Origin of the sequence: Variovorax sp. S12S4, from assembly GCF_023195515.1 — a bacterium.
Lineage (GTDB): Bacteria > Pseudomonadota > Gammaproteobacteria > Burkholderiales > Burkholderiaceae_C > Variovorax.
This window is the reverse complement of sequence record NZ_JALPKR020000002.1, coordinates 185,047-205,729: the sequence shown is the minus strand read 5'-3', so window position 1 is coordinate 205,729 and position 20,683 is coordinate 185,047. Positions and strand designations below refer to the sequence as shown.

22 protein-coding genes and 1 pseudogene are annotated in these 20,683 nt (G+C 66.5%); 9 read left to right on the top strand and 14 right to left on the bottom strand.

All coding sequences use genetic code 11. The features are described 5' to 3' along the window. Positions 1-44: 44 nt before the first annotated feature. Positions 45-416, bottom strand: a complete 372-nt coding sequence (locus M0765_RS01400) for a hypothetical protein (protein ID WP_258501571.1) — start codon at positions 414-416, stop codon at positions 45-47. An 18-nt stretch (positions 417-434) separates the two neighbouring features. Between M0765_RS01400 and M0765_RS01395 the strand changes: the two genes are divergently transcribed. Next, positions 435-1,646, top strand: a complete 1,212-nt coding sequence (locus tag M0765_RS01395; RefSeq protein ID WP_446751528.1) for an OmpA family protein — start codon at positions 435-437, stop codon at positions 1,644-1,646. 6 nt (positions 1,647-1,652) lie between these two features. On the opposite strand, the gene pdxH is transcribed toward M0765_RS01395, so the two are convergent. Further along, the gene (gene pdxH / locus M0765_RS01390) at positions 1,653-2,306 is read right to left on the bottom strand and encodes a pyridoxamine 5'-phosphate oxidase (RefSeq protein WP_258501568.1); all 654 of its coding nucleotides are present in this window, start codon (positions 2,304-2,306) and stop codon (positions 1,653-1,655) included. A gap of 55 nt (positions 2,307-2,361) precedes the next feature. On the opposite strand from pdxH, the gene M0765_RS01385 reads away from it, so the two are divergent. Then, positions 2,362-2,934 (top strand): nucleotidyltransferase family protein, encoded by a 573-nt coding sequence (locus M0765_RS01385; RefSeq protein WP_258501566.1) that lies wholly within the window; start codon positions 2,362-2,364, stop codon positions 2,932-2,934. 7 nt (positions 2,935-2,941) lie between these two features. Here the strand turns inward: M0765_RS01385 and M0765_RS01380 are convergent, their stop codons facing one another. Further along, complete coding sequence (locus M0765_RS01380) at positions 2,942-3,484, bottom strand: superoxide dismutase family protein (protein WP_258501565.1); 543 nt, start codon at positions 3,482-3,484, stop codon at positions 2,942-2,944. Further along, positions 3,481-4,314 carry a gamma-glutamylcyclotransferase gene (locus M0765_RS01375; protein WP_446751527.1) on the bottom strand — a complete coding sequence of 278 codons (834 nt, stop codon included), beginning with the start codon at positions 4,312-4,314 and terminating at the stop codon, positions 3,481-3,483. Before M0765_RS01375 ends, M0765_RS01380 begins: the two co-directional genes overlap by 4 nt. 45 nt (positions 4,315-4,359) lie before the next feature. Here M0765_RS01375 and M0765_RS01370 point away from each other — a divergent pair, with 45 nt between their 5' ends. The 4 genes from M0765_RS01370 (at position 4,360) to M0765_RS01355 (ending at position 8,293) form a co-directional block, all read left to right on the top strand. Continuing rightward, entirely contained in the window at positions 4,360-4,911 is a 552-nt protein-coding gene (locus M0765_RS01370; protein WP_258501564.1) for an OmpA family protein, read from the top strand. Between the two features lie 172 nt (positions 4,912-5,083). Beyond that, on the top strand, positions 5,084-6,910 hold the full coding sequence (edd, locus tag M0765_RS01365; RefSeq protein ID WP_258501563.1) for a phosphogluconate dehydratase: 1,827 nt from the start codon (positions 5,084-5,086) through the stop codon (positions 6,908-6,910). Positions 6,911-6,926: 16 nt separating this feature from the next. Then, on the top strand, positions 6,927-7,562 hold the full coding sequence (eda, locus tag M0765_RS01360) for a bifunctional 4-hydroxy-2-oxoglutarate aldolase/2-dehydro-3-deoxy-phosphogluconate aldolase (protein ID WP_258501562.1): 636 nt from the start codon (positions 6,927-6,929) through the stop codon (positions 7,560-7,562). 2 nt (positions 7,563-7,564) lie between these two features. Continuing rightward, the gene (locus M0765_RS01355) at positions 7,565-8,293 is read left to right on the top strand and encodes a haloacid dehalogenase type II (protein ID WP_126746221.1); all 729 of its coding nucleotides are present in this window, start codon (positions 7,565-7,567) and stop codon (positions 8,291-8,293) included. Between the two features lie 26 nt (positions 8,294-8,319). On the opposite strand, the pseudogene M0765_RS29130 reads toward M0765_RS01355, so the two are convergent. The 9 genes and pseudogenes from M0765_RS29130 to M0765_RS01305 all read right to left on the bottom strand — a co-directional run bounded on the left by M0765_RS29130 (position 8,320) and on the right by M0765_RS01305 (position 16,947). After that, positions 8,320-9,296, bottom strand: a pseudogene (locus M0765_RS29130) (acyltransferase family protein). Between the two features lie 80 nt (positions 9,297-9,376). After that, entirely contained in the window at positions 9,377-10,534 is a 1,158-nt protein-coding gene (locus M0765_RS01340; RefSeq protein ID WP_258501558.1) for a hypothetical protein, read from the bottom strand. Positions 10,535-10,841: 307 nt separating this feature from the next. Then, positions 10,842-11,282 (bottom strand): lactoylglutathione lyase, encoded by a 441-nt coding sequence (gene gloA / locus M0765_RS01335; protein WP_258501556.1) that lies wholly within the window; start codon positions 11,280-11,282, stop codon positions 10,842-10,844. Between the two features lie 47 nt (positions 11,283-11,329). Continuing rightward, positions 11,330-12,007 (bottom strand): glutathione S-transferase family protein, encoded by a 678-nt coding sequence (locus tag M0765_RS01330; RefSeq protein ID WP_258501554.1) that lies wholly within the window; start codon positions 12,005-12,007, stop codon positions 11,330-11,332. Between the two features lie 98 nt (positions 12,008-12,105). After that, on the bottom strand, positions 12,106-12,789 hold the full coding sequence (locus M0765_RS01325; RefSeq protein WP_258501552.1) for an ABC transporter ATP-binding protein: 684 nt from the start codon (positions 12,787-12,789) through the stop codon (positions 12,106-12,108). Continuing rightward, complete coding sequence (locus M0765_RS01320) at positions 12,786-14,465, bottom strand: ABC transporter permease (RefSeq protein ID WP_258501550.1); 1,680 nt, start codon at positions 14,463-14,465, stop codon at positions 12,786-12,788. Before M0765_RS01320 ends, M0765_RS01325 begins: the two co-directional genes overlap by 4 nt. Positions 14,466-14,499: 34 nt before the next feature. Beyond that, a complete protein-coding gene (locus M0765_RS01315) occupies positions 14,500-15,561 on the bottom strand; it encodes a Fe(3+) ABC transporter substrate-binding protein (protein ID WP_258501548.1) in 1,062 nt (353 codons plus the stop codon). 133 nt (positions 15,562-15,694) lie between these two features. Further along, a complete protein-coding gene (locus M0765_RS01310) occupies positions 15,695-16,387 on the bottom strand; it encodes a nitroreductase (RefSeq protein ID WP_258501547.1) in 693 nt (230 codons plus the stop codon). Between the two features lie 14 nt (positions 16,388-16,401). Continuing rightward, complete coding sequence (locus M0765_RS01305) at positions 16,402-16,947, bottom strand: PaaI family thioesterase (protein ID WP_126746212.1); 546 nt, start codon at positions 16,945-16,947, stop codon at positions 16,402-16,404. A gap of 50 nt (positions 16,948-16,997) precedes the next feature. Between M0765_RS01305 and M0765_RS01300 the strand changes: the two genes are divergently transcribed. From M0765_RS01300 to M0765_RS01290, 3 genes are read left to right on the top strand one after another with little or no spacing between them, the layout of a single operon-like run. After that, positions 16,998-17,495 carry a MarR family winged helix-turn-helix transcriptional regulator gene (locus M0765_RS01300; RefSeq protein WP_258501546.1) on the top strand — a complete coding sequence of 166 codons (498 nt, stop codon included), beginning with the start codon at positions 16,998-17,000 and terminating at the stop codon, positions 17,493-17,495. After that, positions 17,488-18,723 carry an MFS transporter gene (locus M0765_RS01295; protein ID WP_258501544.1) on the top strand — a complete coding sequence of 412 codons (1,236 nt, stop codon included), beginning with the start codon at positions 17,488-17,490 and terminating at the stop codon, positions 18,721-18,723. The genes M0765_RS01300 and M0765_RS01295 overlap by 8 nt, the downstream gene beginning before the upstream one ends. A 34-nt stretch (positions 18,724-18,757) precedes the next feature. Then, entirely contained in the window at positions 18,758-20,167 is a 1,410-nt protein-coding gene (locus M0765_RS01290) for an MATE family efflux transporter (RefSeq protein WP_258501543.1), read from the top strand. A 36-nt stretch (positions 20,168-20,203) separates the two neighbouring features. On the opposite strand, the gene M0765_RS01285 is transcribed toward M0765_RS01290, so the two are convergent. Continuing rightward, positions 20,204-20,530 carry a hypothetical protein gene (locus M0765_RS01285; RefSeq protein ID WP_258501542.1) on the bottom strand — a complete coding sequence of 109 codons (327 nt, stop codon included), beginning with the start codon at positions 20,528-20,530 and terminating at the stop codon, positions 20,204-20,206. Positions 20,531-20,683: the final 153 nt, after the last annotated feature.

Below are 20,683 nucleotides of genomic sequence, written 5' to 3'. Positions count from 1 at the left end.
GATGGCGAGCGGCGCCTGCCGCTCTACATTTGCCGGCTGATGATTTACCAGGTGCGGTCTTCGCCGTTTCCCGCCATGGCGCCGATCGCGATGGTGGTCGCACTGTGCTGTGCCGCCTTTGCCGCAACGGCCACGGCCGATACCAAGCCGTGCAGAACGCCGTGCCTTTCGGCGGGGGTACCGAGGGAGGCGGTGCCGCCGACAGCCGGGCTACCGGCAGCCAGGCCAGCGGGGCCAAAGCCGGCTGCGGCAACGCGGCCCAGGCCGCAGGCCGTAGCGGTGGCCGCGCAGCCGTCGCCGCTGCCAGTGCCGGAGGTGGAGAAGTCCGCGGCTCCCAAAAAGCCGCCGCTCTCCAGGCGCTGCAGCGAAATCAACATGCGGGCAGCGGTGGGTGAGCCGCTGTCGGACGAAGACATGAAGATCTTGAGGAGCCAATGCTGATGATGAAAACCACCATCCACCCGATCGGGACCGTGCTGCGCGTGCTCGCGCTGTGCGCCGCGGCGCTTTCCGTTGCGTGTGCGCACCGGCCCGCGCCGGGCAACGCCATGCCTTTCGACCAGGCCGTCAACCAGGCGGTGGACGACCTGATCGTGCAAACGCAGAAGCTGCCGGCCTTCCTGGCCAAGGTGGAGTCGACCATCAAGCAGAGCCGCATCGTGATCGACCCGCTGCTCGAGGGATCGAGCGGCCAGCAGACCGAAGTGACGCGCGTGGCCGAGCAGCGCGTGGTGCAGCGCATGCAGTCGCAGTTCAAGCAGTTCACCGTCACGCCGTTCAACAGCGCCGAGATCGAGCGCGCCCAGTACGTGCTGAACGGCACGCTGGTGCGCGACAAGGATTCGTCCGATGGGCGTTACCGCCTCAACCTGGCGCTGACGGAAATCAAGAGCGGCGTGGTCATCGCGCAATCGGTGGCGCGCATCAGCGACCCGACGCTGGATACGCGGCCGACGGCCTTCTTTCGCGACAGCCCGGTGAACGGCAAGGACCGCGGTGTGGAAGGCTACATCCGCACCGCCGAAACGCAGCCCGGGCAAGCCGCCGACGCGTTGTACCTGGAGCGTCTGCCGACTTCGACCGTGCTGCAGGAAGCCACCGCGGCTTACGAAGCGGGCCGCATGAGCGAAGCGCTCAGCCGTTACGAAGCCGCATCGCGCCGGCCCGATGGCCAGCAGTTGCGCATCTACAGCGGCCTGTACCTCACGCAGGCGCATCTGGGCCGCGCGGCCGATGCGGAAAAAACCTTCGGCACCCTTGCGCGGCTCGGGTTGGAAACCAACAACCTGAGCGTGAAGTTCCTGTTCAAGCCCGGCTCGACCGATTTCCTGGCCGACCCGAAGATCAGCGCTGCCTATCCGATGTGGCTGCGGCAGATCGCGCGCCAGGCGGCGCAGATCGATTCATGCGTGGTGGTGACGGGCCACACGAGCCGCACCGGCCCGGAGGCGGTCAACGAGCGCTTGTCGCTGCAGCGCGCCGTGAGCGTGAAGACCCGCCTCGTCGGCGAGGCGCCGCCGCTGTCGAGAAAGCTGCGCGAATCGGGTATGGGATTCCGCGAGAACATCGTGGGCACCGGGGCGGACGACGCAAGCGATGCGCTCGACCGCCGCGTCGAATTCAAGGTCGCAGCCTGCGAGGCTTGACCAGGCTCAGGGTGCGAGCCGTTCGCGCACCCAGTTGCCGCCTTCGAGCCGGTAGCGCAGCCGGTCGTGCAGGCGGCTCTTGCGGCCTTGCCAGAATTCCCAGCGGTCGGGCACGAGCCGGTAGCCGCCCCAATGCGGCGGGCGCGGCGGCGAGAGCAGGTGCTTGGCGGCGGCCACGGCGGCGTTCTTCACCAGCACGTCGCGGCCGCTGATCACTTCGCTTTGCGGGCTGGCCCAGGCGCCGATGCGCGAGTCGAGCGGGCGGCTGGCAAAGTAGGCATCGCTTTCCTCGGCGCTGGTTTTCTCGACGCGGCCCTCGATGCGCACCACGCGTTCGAGCTCGACCCAGTGGAACTGCAACGCCGCATACGGATTGCCCGACAGCTCCCGGCCCTTGCGGCTTTCGTAGTTGGTGTACCAGACGACTCCGCGTGCGTCGTAGCCCTTGATGAGCACGATGCGGCTCGAAGGCCGCAGGTCGCTGCCCACGGTGCACAGGGTCATCGCATTGGGCTCGGGCACCTGCGCGTCGATGGCTTCGCCGAGCCAGCGTTCGAACTGCTTCAGCGGATCGTCGGCGCTGTGGGTTTCGCCGAGTTCGGCCCGCTCGTAGCTCTTGCGCAGCGCGGCCAACGTTTCGTTGGTTGGAGAAGAGGTCATGCCGACATTGTTGCGCAAGCCTTGCCCGCCGCCATTCCGCGCACATACTCGGCCCATGGTGACAAAGGCTAATTCTCCGTGGGTGATCGTGCTGGCTTCGGGGCGCGGCGAGCGTTTCAACGCGGCCGGTGGCGTGGGCTCTAAGCTGCAGGCGCCGCTCGCGGGCAAGCCGGTGCTCGAGCGAACGCTCGATGCCGTTCGCGCCAGCGGATTGCCCTGGCGCCTGGAAGACGCCGGCCACCCGGGCATGGGCGATTCGATTGCCGCCGCGGTGCGGGCCACGCCCGACGCCGCCGGCTGGCTGATCCTGCCGGGCGACCTGCCGCTGGTGCGCCCTGAAACCCTGCGCGCGGTGGCGGGGGCCCTCACCGGCCGCACGTGCGCCGCGCAGCCGCAATACAAGGGCGAGCGCGGCCATCCGGTGGGCTTTGCGGCCGGATGCCGCGCACAGCTCGCGGCGCTGCAGGGAAACTTCGGCGCCGCGCCCATCCTCAAGGCGATGCGCGCCATCGACGCGGTCGCAGACCTTGTGGTGGACGACGTGGGCATCGTGACCGACATCGACACGCCGGAGGCCCTGGCGCACGCCGAGGCCCTTTGGCGGGAGCGCTCGGCGGGGTTGGCTTAACCGGCGATCAGCGCCGCGCGATCACCGCGCATGCCGTGCGCGGGCCGGAGTTGCCGGCTGGCTGGGTCGTGAAGTCGTCGCGGTCGCGATGCACGACGAGCGCGCGGCCCACCACGTTGTTGGCGGCGCCTTCGGTCAGCGAGATCGAGTGGATGTCGACGCGAAAGCGCGCCACGCCGCTGGCATCGGCCACGAGGCTGGGGAGCTCGCCGGCGTGGCTGCCCGGCGCGCCGAACTTGCCGTGCGTGCCGCCGGTGGGGTTGAAGTGGCCGCCCGAGGCGTTGCCGTTGTCGCCGCAGTCGCCTTTCTCATGAATGTGGAACCCGTGCTCGCTGCCCGGTGCCAGGCCGCGCACTTCACCGGCCACACGCACGCCGTGGTCCAGCGCGGTGAAGGTCACCGTGCCGCGCGTGGGGTTGGGCGAGATCGCCGCGGTGGGCATCAGTTCGGCGGCCGCGCTCGGCTTGCCGCCCATCATGCCGCCGCAGGCCGAGAGCAGGGCGCTGGCGAGAAGGGCGGTGCCGGTGGCGATCGAGAGACGATGGTTCATGGTTTTTCCTTGGACGGTCCGGAAGATTGTTGGGAAGAAAAGGAACGGGAAGAAGAAGTTTTTTTGTCCGGAGACCCCGGAACATATACCGGAGCAGGAGGCGTGCCGCAATCAGCCGCGGCGCCGGATTGCGCTTGCTGCGCCTCACGGTCGTGTTGCTCCTGCTGCTCTTGCCTCTCGTGCGCCAGAGCAACCAGCCGGGCCAGTGCCGCATCGTGGATCGAGTGGCGGCGCAACTCCAGCAAGGTCTGGCGTGCGTAGTCGAGCGAGCTGCCGTAGCGGCCGACCGCATGGGTGAAGATGTGGCGATAACGCTCGTCGCTGAGCTCCCCAGTGAAATTGGGGCTGCGCCTGGAGAGCGTGAAGGCAAGCGCGCGCACCGGGCCTTCGGGGGTGACGCACTTGAGCCACTTCGGGTCGTACACGCCGGTGGGCATTTCGCGCAGCCAGAGCCTGCGCAGCGTTTCGAGGCCCTGTGCAGCCGGCACGCGGAACACCATGCCGCGGCAGCTGCCGCCTGACAGCAAGCCGAAGACGAGGCCCGGCGTCTGCACGCTGCCGCGGTTGATGCGGCTCCACATCTTCAGCGCGCGGTGCCAGCCATGCACCCAGGCAAAGCGCCGCTCGGCAAAGTCGAACTCGGGGCGCCAGATGAGCGAGCCGTAGCCGAAGAGCCACAGGTCCTCGCGGCCGCCCCAGTCGGCAATGGCCTGTTCGAGCATCGGCTGCGGGTCGCGCAACGGCCGGGGCATCGGGTCCAGCCCCGGCGGCCCGCGGTCGGGTGCGGGGCCCGACGGGCCGGCGCCTACAATTTGGCGATCATGGTTCACCGCACCATTATTTACCGACCTCTTCCCTACGGAGAACGCAGACCCATGAATGAAGACGACAGCCAGCAAAAATTCGCCCTCGGGTTTCTCGTGATACTGATCGCGCTGGTGATCTCCTTCGTACTGGGCATCGCGTTCTGGCACAAGGGCAAGAACGCGGCGGCAAAGGCCAGGCCCGCCGTAGCGGTTGCAGCGGCCCCCGCTGCGCCGGCGCCCACCACCACCGTGGCCGAGGTCACCGAAACGGTCACAGTCGTGATCCCCGACGGCGCCAGCATCCGCGTGGCCAACGGCGTGGTGAACTTCTATTTCGCGACCGGCAGCGCCGATCTCGCACCCGGTGCCGCCGAGGCGCTGGCCGCCGTCATCAAGGGCGTGGAAAGCGGCCGCAAGGCCGTGGTCTCGGGTTTTCATGACACCACCGGCGACGCGGCCATCAACGAGCAGCTTGCCAAGAAGCGCGCCGAGATGATCCGCGACGTGCTGGTGGGCCTGGGCGTTCCGGCGAGCAAGGTCGACCTGCAGAAGCCCGCTGTCACGGCGGGTTCGGGCAACAACGCAGAGGCGCGCCGCGTCGAAGTCAAGCTCATCGATTGAGCGGTCTCCGCCCAATCAGCCCGTGGATCTCGATGCGGGATGTAAATGCGTATTGCCGGAAGGCCGTTTTCGATCGGCCTTGGTTTTGCTGTCTTGGTACTATTCACTTCCAAGTCGAAGGTCGCAAAAGTGACATTGGCCAGATGCCGGCAGTGCGACCGAATACATCCCCATGAGCACACATCCCACCGTCCTTGACGTTACCGATCGCATTCGCGAACGCAGCCGGGGGCCGCGCAGCGCGTACCTCCAGCGCCTCACCGAAATCCGCAACCGCGACCGCGGCTCCGATCGCATGGGCTGCGCCAACGTCGCGCACGCCGTGGCCGGCATTCCGGCCAACGACAAGTTCAGGGTGGTGACGGAGCGCGCACCCAACATCGGCATCGTCACCGCCTACAACGACATGCTCTCGGCCCACGCGCCGTACCAGAGCTACCCCGACATCATCAAGAACGAGGCGCGCAGCCTCGGCGCCACGGCGCAGGTGGCCGGCGGCGTGCCCGCCATGTGCGACGGCGTGACCCAGGGCACGCCCGGCATGGAGCTGAGCCTCTTCAGCCGCGACGTGATCGCCATGGGCACCGCGGTGGCGCTCACGCACGACATGTTCGATGGCGCGCTGCTTCTGGGCGTGTGCGACAAGATCGTGCCGGGCCTGTTGATCGGCGCATTGCACTTCGGGCACCTGCCCACCGTGTTCGTGCCTGCGGGCCCTATGCCCTCGGGCCTGTCGAACGGCGAAAAATCCAAGGTGCGCGAGCAGGCTGCACAGGGCCTGGTTGGCCGGCAGGGCCTGCTCGACGCCGAGATGGCGGCCTATCACACCGTGGGCACCTGCACCTTCTACGGCACCGCCAACAGCAACCAGATGCTGCTCGAGGCCATGGGCCTGCATGTGCCCGGCACGGCCTTCATCCAGCCTGGCGACGCCATGCGCGAAACGCTCACGCGCGAGGCCGTTCGCACGGTGCTCGGCCGCGCGAGCGAAACCGCATTCAATTGCCCGCCCATCGGCGAAGTCGTGGACGAGCGCTGCATCGTCAACGCCATGGTGGCGCTGCTTGCCACCGGCGGCTCCACCAACCACCTGATCCACTGGGTGGCCGTGGCGCGCTCGGCCGGCATCGTGATCGACTGGGACGACTTTTCGCGCCTCTCCGACGTGATTCCGCTGCTGACGCGCGTGTACCCCAACGGTAGCGCCGACGTGAACGCATTCCAGGCGGCGGGCGGTCCGGGCTTCGTCATCGGCGAGCTGCTCGACGCAGGCCTGATGCATGCCGACGTGCTGACCGTGCGCGCCGGCGGCATTCGCGAATTTGCGAACGTGCCCACCATGGCCGGCGACAAGCGCCTGGTGTGGCAATCCGCCGCGCCTTCGAAGGACGAGGCGGTGGCTCGGCCCGTCGAGAACCCTTTCAGCGCCACTGGTGGCCTGAAGCTGCTCAACGGCAACCTGGGGCGCAGCGTGATCAAGGTGTCTTCGGTGCCCGACGACCGCCACGTGATCGAAGCGCCGGCGCGCGTTTTCGATTCGCAGGCCGCGCTGCAGCAGGCCTTTACCGCCGGCGAACTCGAGCGCGACGTGGTGTGCGTGGTGCGCTGGCAGGGCCCGCAGGCCAACGGCATGCCCGAGCTGCACAAGCTCACGCCGCCGCTGTCGGTGCTGCAGGGCAAGGGCTTTCGCGTGGCGCTGGTCACCGACGGCCGCATGAGCGGCGCATCGGGCAAGATTCCGGCCGCGATTCATGTCTCGCCCGAAGCCGCCGCGGGCGGCCCACTCGCCAAGGTGCGCGACGGCGACGTCATACGCCTGGATGCGGTAGCGGGTACGCTTGCCGTGCTGGTGCCCGACGACGAATGGGCCGAACGCGAGCTTGCCAAGCTGCCCGAGGCCAAGCGCATCGCCGACGGCCACGGCCTCGGCCGCGAACTGTTCGCCGGCATGCGGCGCAATGCACTGACCGCGGAAGAGGGCGCATGCTCGTGGCTGTGAACAATGGAGCAATGAAATGACAGACAAACTCACCGCACTCGACGTCATGCGCGATGCGCCGGTCATCCCGGTCATCGTGCTGAACGACGTGAAACATGCCATTCCACTGGCGCGCGCGCTGGTGGCCGGCGGCATCCGCATGCTTGAAGTCACGCTGCGCACGCCGCAGGCGCTCGAGTGCATCGAAGCCATTGCCAAGGACGTGCCCGAAGCCGTGGCCGGCGCCGGCACCATCCGCAGCGCGGCCGATGCGCAAGCCTCGGCGCTGGCCGGGGCCAAGTTCGGCGTGAGTCCGGGCTACACGCGCGCGGTGGGCAAGGCCTGCCACGATCTCGGCTTGCCGCTGCTGCCCGGTGTGGCCACCGGCAGCGAGATCATGACGGCACAGGAAGACGGCTACACCGAGCTCAAGTTCTTTCCCGCGCTGCAAGCGGGCGGGCTGCCGATGCTCAAGGCCTGGCAAGGGCCGTTCGGCGACGTCACCTTCTGCCCCACCGGCGGCATCCATGCGGGCAACGCGGCCGAGTTTCTCGCGCTCTCGAACGTGGCTTGCGTCGGGGGCTCGTGGATCGTGCCGACCGACGCGATCCGCGAAGGCAACTGGGCGCTGATCGAGCAGCTGGCACGCGCCGCGAGCCAACTGCAGCGCTGACCATGCGCGCGGATTTCGACGCGAGCGACCTGAAGGTCATCGCGTTCGACGTTTTCGGCACGGTGGTCGATTGGCACAGCGGCATTGCCGCCGAGGCCGAACTCGCGTTGCCGGGTGTGGACGGCGCCACCTTCGCGCTGGCGTGGCGCGCCGGCTACCAGCCCGCAATGAAATCGGTGATGGAGCGCATTGCCGCGGGCGAGGGCGGCTTCACGCTGCTCGACGAACTGCACCTGAGCATGCTCGAGCAGGTGCTGCATGACTTCGGCCTGACCGAGCAACTCGACACCGCCGCCAAGCGTCACCTGAGCCGTGCCTGGCACAGGCTGCCCGCCTGGCCCGATGCGGTCGAGGGGCTCACGCGCCTGAAGAAGAAGTTCACCATCTGCACGTTGTCCAACGGCAACATCGGCCTGCTCACCGAAATGGCCAAACGCGCCGGCCTGCCATGGGACTGCGTGCTCTCGGCCGAAGTGTTCAAGGCCTACAAGCCCGATCCGCGCACTTACCTTGGAGTGGCAGGCGTGTTCGACGCAACGCCGGGCCAGGTCATGCTGGCGGCGGCGCACCATGACGACCTTGCCGCGGCGCGCGTGTGCGGCCTGAAGACCGCCTACATCGAGCGGCCCCATGAATACGGCCGCGCGCAGCCCAAGGATGTTTCGCCGAACGCAGAGAACAACCTGCATGCGCGAGACATCAATCAATTGGCCGATCTGCTGGGCTGCTGATCGCGCCGAGGCTCAGCGGACCGCAATTACCTTGCTCTTGCTGCGCCAAGCGACTTCGCGGACTTGATCATTCCGCGCATCATTTGCGTGAGCGGAAATTCCACCAGCTTGTAGACCATGTGCGAAGCCGCAATGGCCGCAACGCCGACCGCGGCGGAAATGGCGAGTATCTGCACCGGCGAGGAAATGCCGAGCAGCTTCACCGTGATGGGAATGCCGACCAGGATGAACGGATGAAAGAGGTACAGCGAATAGGAGCTGTCACCAATGGCCAGCACCGTGCGCATTCTTTTCCAGAACGGCCCGAGCAGGATGATTCCCATGAACATCATGGCCGAAGGAATTGCCAGCGCAAATCCCCGCAGTTGGCCGCTGCCAAGGCCCTGGGATATGGCCAGGTGGGCGAGAAAAGCGCCCGTCACGGTCAGGCCGATGGCAGCAGGAATGTGTTGCCGGAACACCCCTTCTTGAACGCGACGCCAACGGCCACGCCAAAGGCAAATTCCACGAACAGCGAAAAATTGATGACCTTGGGATCTACGTTGAAAAGCAGCCCCATGAATGAACCCGCAGCCAGTACCAGGCACGCAATGGTTGCGGTTTTTCGATTGGCTGTCGGCAGCGCGACGAGTGCCCAGAGCGCATAGAAGATGATCTCGTAGGTCAGCGTCCAGCCGTTGTTCACCAGGTATGGCGCGGTGGTGGGCCACAAGAAAAACGAGGCGGCAATATCCGTTGCTTGCTGCGCGTTGCTGTTGATCAGGTTCGGCTTGAAGATCAGAACCAGCAATGCCAGCAACGAGAGCCCCCAATACAGCGGAAACACCCGCACGATCCGCTTTTCCATGAACTCCACATGCGTCATCGTCTTGCTCGCGGTGACGAAGTAGATGATGAAGCCGCTGATCATGAAAAAGATATCAACCCCGACGATCCCGAAATCGAACAACGGAATGGCGCCGCCCGAAAGCGCGTGCGATTTCTGCGCGATGTGATGAACCACCACCAAGAGAGCGGCAATGCCTCTTCCCGCCTGGATGGATTCGACGTACTGGGGCTGGTCGACCGCAATGGATTGGGACTTCACGAGATGCGATCCTGCTGAATGGCGCCAACGAGAGCCGGTGCGCCGGAAGGGGCGGCATTGCTGCTGCGCCGCAGCCGCTTTTCTTCACGCAGTTCGGCTTTCTGCAGCATTGCCATGGCGGAAAAAACAAGCGGGCTCACAATGGCGAAGTGACGGGCAAAGGAGCCGAAATCAGGCTCGAACACGCCTTCGATAATGAGAAAAGACAAAGGCGCCAAGGCAATCTTGCCGGCCTGGATGATCCTTTTATCGTCGGACTTCGCGCTCTTGACAATGACCTTCACCATCCAGATGAAGGTGAAAGGCATGATCGAAATAAATGCCAGCTGGCTGACCGATCCAAAGCGCAGAAGCTCGAGCGGGAATGCGAGCCTGAAAAATGTGATCGTTGCATTGAGCGCTTGCAGCAGTGCATTGTCGGAAGCAATGACCGCCTCGATCACCGTTCGCGATCCTTCGGCACCAACCTCCCGGTTTTCATTGACGGCGAGGCGGGCAAAGTCCAGCGTGACGCCCAGCGCAATCTGGAATGTCAGCGCCAGTGCGATGTAAACCAGAACAATGACGACCAGCAGCCTGAACACGGTGAGCTGCTTTCTGAGGAGCCTCAGCCCGAACCAGACGCCGCTGACCAGCAGCCAGTACTTTCTGACGACCCAGCCGTAAATCGTGGCGGACAACAGCCACGTGAGCCCGAACCATGGTTGCCGGGCAGCCATGACCGAAACGAGGACCACGGCGGCGGACAGCATGTCCTTGGAGAGAACCGAAAGAAAAATCGCCCGGATGACGCCCCAGGCCAGCGACGCGAGAAATACGCCCAAGGGAATGCGGGCGAACTGAAAGATGGGAATCAAGGTGAGCGACACGCTCAGCAGGGCGCCCGCCAATGGCGCGGTGCCAGCGCTCAACCCCACCGATTCAAGAAGGAACGCGCTGCAGGCGTAGGAGTTTCTTTCCTCGATGGTGGTGGAGGTCAGCTGGCATGAATCGGCGCCGAAGAAGCTCAGCAGCGTGTCTTCGTCCGGAAAGATCTGGGCTGCCGTGTCGTGATACGCGAACGGAATGGCTCCAACGACGAGCGCGGCAAATAGAAATACGATGAGCGATATTGCCGGGTCGATCGCCTTGCCGCGGATACTTAAACTGGTCAAATTCGTTCCGCTTTAGAAGAAAGCGCTCATTTGGAAGACGGGGCGAAAATCAACGGGCCATTTCAATACTTTTGAACTGCTATCCGCGTTCAAGCATGAAAGTTCTTGTTGCAAATTCGGGCGTCTGAAGCGTTAAGCATTAACGCTTCTTGCCAAGGAACAGCAGCAAAGAATATGCCGGTCGCCCCTGCGAAGGCGGCTATTTTGTCTCGTTAATTCGCCCGCGCATTCCAGGCCTCGCGTTTCTTACGGTTGCTTGCAACCTGGCGGTGCCGGCCCGGTGGCCGGCACTCATTGCGGCGGCTGATCAAGGTGCGCGCAAAGCGTCTGCGGCGGCTTCTGCCTTGTCGCCGGAGGCCTTCGACTTTTCCTGGATCAGCTCGACCTTGTAGCCGTCCGGATCGGTCACGAAAGCGATCACGGTGCTGCCGCCCTTTACCGGGCCGGCGTCGCGCGTGACGTTGCCGCCGGCCGCCTTGATCTTTTCGCAGGCTGCATAGGCATCGGGCACGCCGAGCGCGATGTGGCCGTAGGCCGTGCCGAGTTCGTAGCTTTCGGTGCCCCAGTTGTAGGTGAGCTCGATCTCTGCCTGGTCGGGGTTGCCGTTGCCATAGCCGACGAAAGCGAGGCTGTATTTGTACTCGGGGTTCTCGGAGGTGCGCAGCAGGTTCATGCCCAGCACCTTCGTATAGAAGTCGATGGAACGCTGGAGATTGCCGACGCGCAGCATGGTGTGGAGAAGTCGCATCTCGTGGGTGCCTGTTCGTTGTTGTGGGAAGGATTCGATTGTCGGTTTTACGCGAGCGTGAGCAAGTGCGCCTCGTGCTTCTTCAGGAATTCGCGCAGGTGCTGCGGATACTCCGGCACCACCGCGCTGCGCACGCTGGGCCGCGCGGCCAGGGCCTTGCGCCATGCATTCACCTTGGGCAGGGCATCGAAGATGTGCGAGTCGCTGATCTCGTCGAACACCTCGAAGTAGCGAAAGACGGGCGCGAAGACCGCATCGACCAGGCTGAAGTTTTCGCCCGCGAAGTACGGGCCGGCGCCCAGCGCCGCTTCGACGCGTTCGAACTTGGCGGCGAGCGCCAGGCGCTTCTGCTCGAACACTTCGGCATCGCGCGTGGTCTCGTAGCCCCACAGGTCGCCCAATATGGCCGAGCCGAATTCCATCCACGCGCGGTGCTCGGCGCGGGTGAGCGGGTCTTCAGGATGCAGGCGCGGGCCCGGCTGGGTTTCTTCGAGGTATTCGCAGATCACGTTGCTTTCGAACAGCACTGCCTCGCCGCCGCTAGGCCGCTGAAGGCGCAGTAGCGGAACCTTGCCGAGCGGCGAGATCGCAATGAACCAGTCCGGCTTGTCCGCGAGGTCGATCACCACGCGTTCGAAAGGCACGTTCTTCTCGGCCAGGGCAATGGCTGCGCGCTGCACATAGGGGCACAGCAGGTGGCTGACGAGGGTAAGGGGTTGGGCCATTGGCGTGCTCCGGAAAATAGGAAGGTGGGAGCGCCGCATTCTTGCGATCCCGAACAACCTTTTCCCGAAAAGCCCATTCGCCGAATGGGCGCCTTGTGCTATTTGGCGGTGTCCAGCCAGTGCGTGATGCGGCCTGCGTGCATCACGCCGATGCGGTCGGCCATGGCATGGGCTTCGGCATCGTTGTGGGTGACTAGGATGGCGGTCTGCCCGGCGCGCTTGAGAATGCCGCGCACCTCCGCCGTCAGGCGTTCGCGCGTGCCGCCATCGAGGTTCGAAAAAGGCTCGTCGAGCAACAGCAGCGCGGGCGAAGGCGCCAGCGCGCGGGCCAGCGCAATGCGTTGCTGCTGGCCGCCAGAGAGCTCGTGCGGAAAGCGTTCACCGGCGTCCGCGAGGCCGACGAGCGAGAGCATTTCGGCCGTGCGCGACTGCTGCTGCACGCGGCCCGCGCGGCGCAAGCCGAAAGCCACGTTCTGGCTTGCCGAGAGGTGAGGAAACAGCGCGTACTCCTGGAACATCATGCCGACGCGCCGCTGCTCGGGCGGCAGGTGCACCTGGGTCGAAGACAGCAGCACGTCGCCGAGCCGGATCGTGCCGGCGCGCACGGGCTCGAAGCCGGCGATGGCCCGCAGCACGGTGGTCTTGCCGCAGCCCGAGGGGCCGAACAGGCAGGCTATTTCGCCCGCGGCCAGGGACAGCGAAAAGTCGTTCACCACGGTGTGCAGGCCGCGCGGTGTTTCGTAGGCGAGCTGGATCGACTCGAGGGAAAGAGGGGAACTCATGTTTTGTCCGGACCGGGCAAGGCCGATGGCGTGCCCAGTTGATTGCGTGCCAGCAGCACCACGGGCAGCAGCCCGGCCGCGACGATGGCCAGCGCGGCAATGGCGCCTTCCTCGTACGTGCCGCGGGCGGCCTCGGCATAGAGCCATGTGGCCAGCGTGTCGAAATTGGCGGGACGCAGCAGCAGCGTGGCGGGCAGCTCTTTCATGGCGTCGACAAAGACCAGCAGCGCCCCCGTAGCGATGGCGGGCTGCAGCAGCGGCAGATGCACACGGCGCAGCGTGCCGCCGGTGGTTTCACCCAGCAGCCGCGAGGCCTGTTCGATGGCCGGCGGAATACGGGCGAGCCCGGCTTCGATGCCACCCACCGGCATGGCGAGAAAACGGATGGCGCAGGCCACCACCAGCACCACACCCGCGCCCATCAGCGGCAGGCCCGCGAGGCCGAACGTGTTTGCCAATGCGGCGTCGAATGCCAGCGCGGGCGTGAGCAGGCCAATGGCGAGCACCGTACCCGGCACTGCGTAGCCCAGCGCGGCCACGCGTGCCTGCCAGCGCGCGCGGTTGGGCCGCGACCCCTGGCTGCGGGCCGCCCATGCCACCACCAGCCCGGCGGCCACGGCGACGACGGTCACGCCCGCGGCCAGTGCCAGCGTGTTGCCGAGGCTGGAGAGCAGGCCTTGCGAAATGCCGCCGCCCTGGCGCAGGCGCTTGCTGCTTTCCCAGACGAGGTAGAGAGCAGGCGCCGCGAATCCGATCATCACCGGCAACGCGGCGGTGGCGGTGGCCAGCCATGCCGTCCAGCCGTGCAGGCGGCGCGGCTGCATCGGGCGCATGCGCTGCGTTGAGCCGAAACGCTGATGCCGGCGGCCGTTGCGTTCGAGCCAGACCAGGGCCACCACCACGAACAGCATTGCGCAGGCAATCTGCGCCGCGCCGGCCAGGTCGGAGCGCGTGATCCACGTGGTGTAGACCGCCACGGTGAGCGTGTTCACGCCCAGGAATTCGGAGGCGCCGATGTCGTTGAGCGTTTCGAGCAGCGCAAGGCTCAGCCCCACGGCAAGCGCCGGACGTGCCAGCGGCAGCGCCACCCGAAAGAACGCACCGCGCCGGCTTTCGCCCAGCGTGCGGGCGGCTTCCATCAAGTGGGCTGGCTGCGTCATGAACATCGCGCGCGCCGTCATGTAGACGTACGGGTAGAGCACAAAGCCCAGCACGAAGATTGCACCGGGCATCGAGCGCAGGTCGGGCAGGCGGAACTGGCGTGGGCTGTCGAAGCCCAGGGCCCAGCGGATCGCACCCTGCACGGGGCCGATGGGGTGCAGCAGGTCCAGGTAGGCGAAGGCGACGATGTAGGTCGGCATGGCCAGCGGCAGCAGCAGTGCCCAGTGCAGTACGCGACGCCCCGGAAAGTCGCAGGCCGTGACCAGCCAGGCGCAGCCGGTGCCGATCACCAGCACCAGCACGCCGACACCTGCGAGCAGCACGGCCGTATTGAGCGCCGCCTGCGGCAGCACGTGCGCGAACAGCGGCCCCCAGTGCGCCACGCCGGAGCCGAACGCGAGCCAGGCGAGCGTGAGCACCGGCGCAAGCACGCCGACGGCAATTGCGAACGAGGCGCTGCGCCAGAGCGGGCCTGCAGCGTGCAGGCCCGGCAACCGCCTCCGCGCGATCAGCATTCAGGCACCGGCAAGGCGTGCCCGGCCGTGTTCATCACTGATCGAAGCCGACCTTATCCACGAGCGCGCTGGCTTGCTTGCGGTACTTGGCAATGTCGGTGAGCGGCAGCGGGTCGACCTTCAGCTCGCCGATGGTCTCGCCGATGATCGGGTCGAGCGCCACGCCCTTGCGCACCGGGTATTCGTAGTTGGCCTGGGCGTACAGCGATTGCGCCGGCTCCGACACGAGGAACTCGAGCAGCTTGACCGCGTTGGCGCGCTGCGGCGAGTTCTTGGCCACGGCCGCGCCGCTGATGTTGACGTGCGTGCCGCCGCTCTTGCCACCCGCGAAGGTCGGGCGGATCACCTTGATGGCGTCGCCCCACTTGCGTGCGTCAGTGCCTTCCTTGGCGCTCTTCATCTGGCCGACGTAGTACGAGTTGGCCAGGCCGATGTCGCAGATGCCGCCCAGGATGTCGCGCGCCACGTCGCGGTCGCCGCCGGTGGCCTTGCGGGCCAGGTTGGCCTTGACGCCACGCAGCCACTGTTCGGTCTTGGCTTCGCCGTCATGCGCGATCATCGATGCGATCAGCGCCGTGTTGTAGGGGTGCTGGCCTGCGCGGATGCAGACCTTGCCCTTCCACTTCGGGTTGGCCAGGTCTTCATAGCTGAAGCGGGTGAGCGGCTGGTTCTTGTCGGCGTAGAGCACGCGCGCGCGCAGCGAGAGCGCGAACCACTGCCCATCGGCGCCGCGCAGGTTGGCGGGAATGGCCGATTCGAGCGCGGCCGATTTCACCGGCTGCGTCACGCCGCCGTCCACCAGGTCCATCAGGTTGCCGATGTCCACCGTCATCAGCACGTCGGCCGGCGAACGTGCGCCTTCGGCCTTGACGCGCTCCAGCAGGCCGTCCTTCACGAACACGGTGTTGACCTTGATGTTGGTCTGCGTGCTGAAGGCCGTGATCAACGGTTGGATCAACGCGGGTTCACGCGTTGTGTAGAGCGTGAGTTCGTCGTTGGCGGCGAAGGCAGGCAGGGCGGCAGCGGCCAGCCAGGCGGCGGAGACGCCGAGCAATGCGCGGGCGGCGCGGCCTTGAACGCCGAGGCGGTCGGTCATGAAGGATCCTCCAGGTGCAGGGACAGGTTTCGAGAGAAGCATCGCGGCCGCATGGCAACGATGCGAATCATTATCACTGCCATTGAGGCGGTTTTACGTCCTTGCACTTACAAGAAGCACCGGGCCGCGCCGGTTAATCCACCCATTGACAAGCCTCGCCCGGCGCTGCGCGCGTGGTGCGAAAGCGGTTGGCCGGGTGCGACGGATCCTCATAGCCGAACGAGATCCCGCAGACGATCTGGCGGTCGTCCGGAATCTCGAACCAGCGGTGCAGGAACCTCGAGCGCGACGCCACGGCCGCCTGCGCGATGCTGGCCACGCCCAGGCTGCGTGCCGCCAGCATGAAGTTGCCGACATAGGCGCCGCAATCCAGCGCGCCGTAGGTGCCGAGCACTGCCTCGGTGGTCACGAGGGCCAGGTGCGGTGCCCCGAAGAACCTGAAGTTCTCCTTGGCCTGCCGCGCCGCAGCCTCGCGATCGCCGCGCGCGATGCCGACGCTTTCGTACAGCTGAAAACCGCATTCGCGGCGGCGCTCCTGGTACACGCCGCGGTATTCCGCCGGAGGCGCGATGTCGAAGGCGGCATCGGTTGCGGCTTCGTCCGAATCGAAGGCCTGGCGCAGCCGCTCGGTGGCTTCGGCACTGGTCACGATCACCTGCCATGGCTGCGAGTTGCACCAGGAGGCGGTGCGCTGCGCCATCTGCAGGATCGTGTCGATGGTTTCGCGCACGACGGGTTCTGCAAGGTAGGCCCGGCAGCTGTATCTCTCCGAAAGAAGAGTCTTGAAGGCCGGAGCAAGGCCGGGGTCGAGGGGCGTGGATGGCATGGCGGCGGCCCGGCTTACCGGGGAGAAGGCATCTCGAACACCAGGCAGGTGGTGGTGGCGTGTGCGTACAGCGTGCCGTCCGGTCCGAAAAGCCGCGCCTCGGCGGTGGCCAGTTGCCGGCCGCAATGAATGACCTTGCCCTCGGCTCGAACCCGCTGCACCTTGGGCGTGAGGCCCTTCACGTAGTTCACGCTCAGCTCGGCGGTGGTGTAGGCGCGGCCGACCGGCATCATGGTGTGGACCGAGCAGCCCAGCGCCGAATCGAGCAGCGTGGCAACCCAGCCGCCATGGATGGTGCCGAGTGGGTTCAGATGCTGTGGCAGCGGTGTGCCCTGGAACACGGCCACGCCGGGGCTCACCGAAAGAAGCGTGAAGTCGAGCGTCTTGGCGATGGCGGCGTAGGGGATTTCGGCGCGCAGCATCGCTTCCATCATCTGCAGCCCGGTCTTGCCGGCGATCTGCTCGGGGCGTGCCAGGCCGGGGCCGGGTCCCGCATCGAGGCGTTGGACGATCTCCGCCTCTTGGGCGATCCAGGCGTCGATGGAGTGGGGCTCGGACATGAAATCTCCTTGATGGTTGTAGATGCAATTATTGTAGCTACAATCAAAAAATGAACACCGCTCTGAAGCCCCCTCAGCTGAAGCCCCAGGGATGTACCAATTTCCGCTTGCGGCGGCTCTCCAGGCTGGCGTCGCGCCTGTATGACGCGCACGTTGCGCCCAGCGGGCTCAAGACCACGCAGTATTCACTGCTCTCGCATGTGCTGCACTTCGGGCCGCTGCGCCCGGTCGACCTGGCGCGTGAGATGAACGTCGACGCCTCCACGCTCACGCGCAATCTCAAGCCGATGCTGGCGGCGGGCTTCCTGGTGCAGACCGAAGGCCCCGATGCGCGCAGCCGCATGCTGTCGATCACCGACGCGGGCCGCGAAAAGCGGGCCGAGGCGCAGCGCTTGTGGCGCGGCGCGCAGCTGGCGCTCAACGACATCCTCGGCACGGAGCGCGTGCTGGCGCTGCATGCCCTTCTCGACGAAAGCCTGGAATTGCTGCAGCGTGCCGGGCTGGGCGATGCACAGCCGGAAGACCCAACAGGAGCCCGCGATGAATGAAACCTCTGTACGGCGCCATGCGCTCTGGCTCGTGCTGCTGGCGGCCGCGGGCGCTTTCGCGCTCACGATGGGCGTGCGCCAGACGATGGGACTGTTCCTCTCGGCACTCAACACCTCGACCGCACTCGGCATCGGCAGCATCAGTCTCGCCTTCGCCTTCGGGCAGCTCTGGTGGGGCCTCACGCAGCCCTTCGCGGGGGCCGTGGCCGACCGTATCGGCACCGGGCGCGTGGTGTTCATCGGCGTGCTGCTGGTGGCCATCGGCACGCTCATCACGCCGCTCATGACGAGCACGGCCGGCCTGATCTTCGCCATTGGCGTGCTGGCGGCCGGCGGCGCCGGCATGGCGGGCCCTTCGGTGCTGATGGCCGCGACCACGCGCCTGGTGCCGGCGAACAAGCGTGGCCTGGCCACCGGCATGGTGAATGCCGGTGGCTCCTTCGGACAGTTCGCGATGGCGCCGATCGCCGTCGGCCTGACGGCGGCGGTGGGCTGGGCTGGCGCGATGCAGTGGCTCGGCGTACTGGTGCTGCTGGCGTTGCCGGCCGCATGGGTGCTCAAGGGCAATTCGAACGCCATGGCCGCGGCCTCGGCGGCCGCATCGGGCACCAAGCCGCTGAGTGCGCGCCAGGCCATCGGCCAGGCGCTCGCGACGCCCAGCTACCGCTACCTGAGCCTGGGCTTCCTGGTCTGCGGCTTTCACGTCGCCTTTCTGACCACGCACCTGCCCGGTGTCGTCGCAGCCTGCGGGCTGCCGGCCGAAGTCGGCGGCTGGGCGCTGGCGATGATCGGGCTCTTCAACATTGTCGGCAGCCTGGCCATGGGCTGGGCCGTGGGGCGCTGGCGCATGAAGTCGCTGCTGTCGCTGGTCTATGCCACGCGCGGTATCGCCGTGCTGGTGTTCCTGCTGGCGCCGAAGACGACCGCGGTGATGCTGGTGTTTGCCGCGGTGATGGGCGTGACCTTCCTGTCGACCGTGCCGCCGACCGCGGGCCTGGTCGCCAAGATGTTCGGGCCGGCCAACATGGCAATGCTGTTCGGCATCGTGATGCTGGCGCACCAGGTCGGCGGCTTCCTGGGCGCGTTCCTGGGCGGCTACGTCTTCCAGGCCACGGGCAACTACGACATCGTCTGGTACATCGACATCGCGCTCGCCGCCGGTGCCGCGCTGGTGCACTTGCCGATCCGCGAAGCGCGGCTCGTGCGTTCGAAGCTGGCGGCCGCATGAGTGCGCACCGCGTGCAAGGCACAGGGGTCGATGAATGAACCAGGAACTCGATCCGCGCACGCGGCGGCTGCTCGAAGCGCCCATCGTGCCGACGCTCCTGCGCCTGGCCGCGCCCAATGTGCTCGTGATGGTGGCGCAGGCTTCCGTCGGGCTCATCGAAACCTACTTCGTCGGCAAGCTGGGCACCGATGCGCTCGCGGGCATGGCGCTGGTGTTTCCCATCGTCATGCTGATGCAGATGACGTCGAGCGGCGCCATGGGCGGCGGCATTGCCTCGTCCATTGCACGCGCGCTGGGAGCGCGCCGCCGCGATGATGCCGACGCGCTGGTGTGGCACGCGGTAGTCATTGCCATCGGCTTCGGCTTGCTCTTCTCGCTCGCGCTGCTGGCCGGCGGGCGCTGGCTGTACGGAATCATGGGCGGCACCGGTGCCGCGCTCGAGGCGGCGCTGACGTACTCGAACTGGGTGTTCGCGGGCGCGGTGCTGGTGTGGCTCTTCAACTCGCTGTCGGCCATCATCCGCGGCACCGGCAACATGGCGGTGCCGGCGAACGTAACGGTGGCGGGCGTGGTGTTCCTCATTCCCGCATCGCCGTTGCTGATCTTCGGCTGGGGTCCGCTGCCGGGCATGGGCATTGCGGGCGGCGCGATGGCGCTGCTGCTGTACTACCTGCTGGGCTCGGCGGCGCTCATCGTGTACCTGCGCTCGCCGCGCAGCTTGCTGCGCCCGACGCTCGCCGCGCTGAAGCTGCGCTGGCCGCTGTTCCGCAACATCCTGGGCATCGGGCTGGTGGGTGCGGTGTCCACGGTGGCAACCAACCTGTCGATCGGCATTGCCACTGCACTGACCGGCCATTTCGGTTCAGGCGCACTGGCGGGCTACGGAACCGCATCGCGGCTCGAATATTTGCTGGTGCCGCTGGTGTTCGGACTTGGCGCGCCTCTGGTCGCGATGGTGGGCACCTGCATGGGCGCCGGCCAGCGCGAACGCGCGCTGCGCGCCACATGGGCCGGTGCCGCGCTGGCTTTTGCGCTGACCGAAACCATCGGCTTAGCCGCGGCGCTGTTTCCGCGCCCCTGGCTGCTGCTGTTCGGCAATGACCCCGCCATGCTCGAAACCGGCGCGCACTACTTGCGCGTGGTGGGGCCGCTCTACGGCTTCTTCGGTGTGGGCCTGGTGCTGTACTTTGCTTCGCAGGGAGCAGGTCGCCTGCTGTGGCCCGTGCTCGGCAACATCGCGCGGCTGGCCGTGGCCGGCATCGGCGGCTGGCTGGCGTTGCGCTGGGGCGGCGGGCTGACCGGCGTGTTCGCCGCGCAAGGCGTGGCGCTGGTGGTGTACGGCATCGTCATCGCGTCGGCAATTGCAGGCGGCGCGTGGTTCGGCCGCGTCGGCTGGCCGCGCTCGCCCGCAAACCTGCTGCGGCGCGTGGCGGCACAAGCCTGAGCCGGCTCGGGCCCAGGCAAGGCCCGGCCCGCGAAATCAATAGCGGTAGGGGTTCTCGGGCCGGCGGTCGTAGCGGTTGGGAACGCCGTCGCCGTCGTAGTCCCTGCGGCCGTAGCGGCGCTCTTCCCAATGGCGATGCCGGCGGTGCTCGTAGCGGTCGTGGCCGCGGTGGTAGCCCGGGCCGTAGTAGTGGTGGCGCGGAGGCGGCGGAGCATAGTAGTGATGGCGCGGCGGCGGCGGCGCGGGCACGACATACACCTGGGCCTGAATGAAGCGGCCGCCGGTCTGGGCTTGGGCCGGAGCGCTGAGGGCGGTCAGCGAGAGCAGGGCAGCGGCGCTGATTGCAAAGATGAGCTTTTTCATGGCAACTCCAATGGAGTGGTTGGAAGCCCTATCGTCGTGGCTCCATGTGAACGCTTTGTAAGGCTGGAGCGAAATCCGATAAAGAGCTGTAAGCCGCTGCGCAGCCGTTCCGCCATCCTAGGCGCCCTGTGCCGTGGCCGGAACCGGCCGAAC

What these genes read in the sequence shown, in the direction of transcription:
- M0765_RS01400 (WP_258501571.1), bottom strand. Translation starts at nt 416, where the DNA reads ATGTCTTCGTCCGACAGCGGCTCACCCACCGCTGCCCGCATGTTGATT.
- M0765_RS01395 (WP_446751528.1), top strand. Translation starts at nt 435, where the DNA reads ATGCTGATGATGAAAACCACCATCCACCCGATCGGGACCGTGCTGCGC.
- pdxH (WP_258501568.1), bottom strand. Translation starts at nt 2,306, where the DNA reads ATGACCTCTTCTCCAACCAACGAAACGTTGGCCGCGCTGCGCAAGAGC.
- M0765_RS01385 (WP_258501566.1), top strand. Translation starts at nt 2,362, where the DNA reads ATGGTGACAAAGGCTAATTCTCCGTGGGTGATCGTGCTGGCTTCGGGG.
- M0765_RS01380 (WP_258501565.1), bottom strand. Translation starts at nt 3,484, where the DNA reads ATGAACCATCGTCTCTCGATCGCCACCGGCACCGCCCTTCTCGCCAGC.
- M0765_RS01370 (WP_258501564.1), top strand. Translation starts at nt 4,360, where the DNA reads ATGAATGAAGACGACAGCCAGCAAAAATTCGCCCTCGGGTTTCTCGTG.
- edd (WP_258501563.1), top strand. Translation starts at nt 5,084, where the DNA reads ATGAGCACACATCCCACCGTCCTTGACGTTACCGATCGCATTCGCGAA.
- eda (WP_258501562.1), top strand. Translation starts at nt 6,927, where the DNA reads ATGACAGACAAACTCACCGCACTCGACGTCATGCGCGATGCGCCGGTC.
- M0765_RS01355 (WP_126746221.1), top strand. Translation starts at nt 7,565, where the DNA reads ATGCGCGCGGATTTCGACGCGAGCGACCTGAAGGTCATCGCGTTCGAC.
- gloA (WP_258501556.1), bottom strand. Translation starts at nt 11,282, where the DNA reads ATGCGACTTCTCCACACCATGCTGCGCGTCGGCAATCTCCAGCGTTCC.
- M0765_RS01330 (WP_258501554.1), bottom strand. Translation starts at nt 12,007, where the DNA reads ATGGCCCAACCCCTTACCCTCGTCAGCCACCTGCTGTGCCCCTATGTG.
- M0765_RS01325 (WP_258501552.1), bottom strand. Translation starts at nt 12,789, where the DNA reads ATGAGTTCCCCTCTTTCCCTCGAGTCGATCCAGCTCGCCTACGAAACA.
- M0765_RS01320 (WP_258501550.1), bottom strand. Translation starts at nt 14,465, where the DNA reads ATGCTGATCGCGCGGAGGCGGTTGCCGGGCCTGCACGCTGCAGGCCCG.
- M0765_RS01315 (WP_258501548.1), bottom strand. Translation starts at nt 15,561, where the DNA reads ATGACCGACCGCCTCGGCGTTCAAGGCCGCGCCGCCCGCGCATTGCTC.
- M0765_RS01310 (WP_258501547.1), bottom strand. Translation starts at nt 16,387, where the DNA reads ATGCCATCCACGCCCCTCGACCCCGGCCTTGCTCCGGCCTTCAAGACT.
- M0765_RS01305 (WP_126746212.1), bottom strand. Translation starts at nt 16,947, where the DNA reads ATGTCCGAGCCCCACTCCATCGACGCCTGGATCGCCCAAGAGGCGGAG.
- M0765_RS01300 (WP_258501546.1), top strand. Translation starts at nt 16,998, where the DNA reads ATGAACACCGCTCTGAAGCCCCCTCAGCTGAAGCCCCAGGGATGTACC.
- M0765_RS01295 (WP_258501544.1), top strand. Translation starts at nt 17,488, where the DNA reads ATGAATGAAACCTCTGTACGGCGCCATGCGCTCTGGCTCGTGCTGCTG.
- M0765_RS01290 (WP_258501543.1), top strand. Translation starts at nt 18,758, where the DNA reads ATGAACCAGGAACTCGATCCGCGCACGCGGCGGCTGCTCGAAGCGCCC.
- M0765_RS01285 (WP_258501542.1), bottom strand. Translation starts at nt 20,530, where the DNA reads ATGAAAAAGCTCATCTTTGCAATCAGCGCCGCTGCCCTGCTCTCGCTG.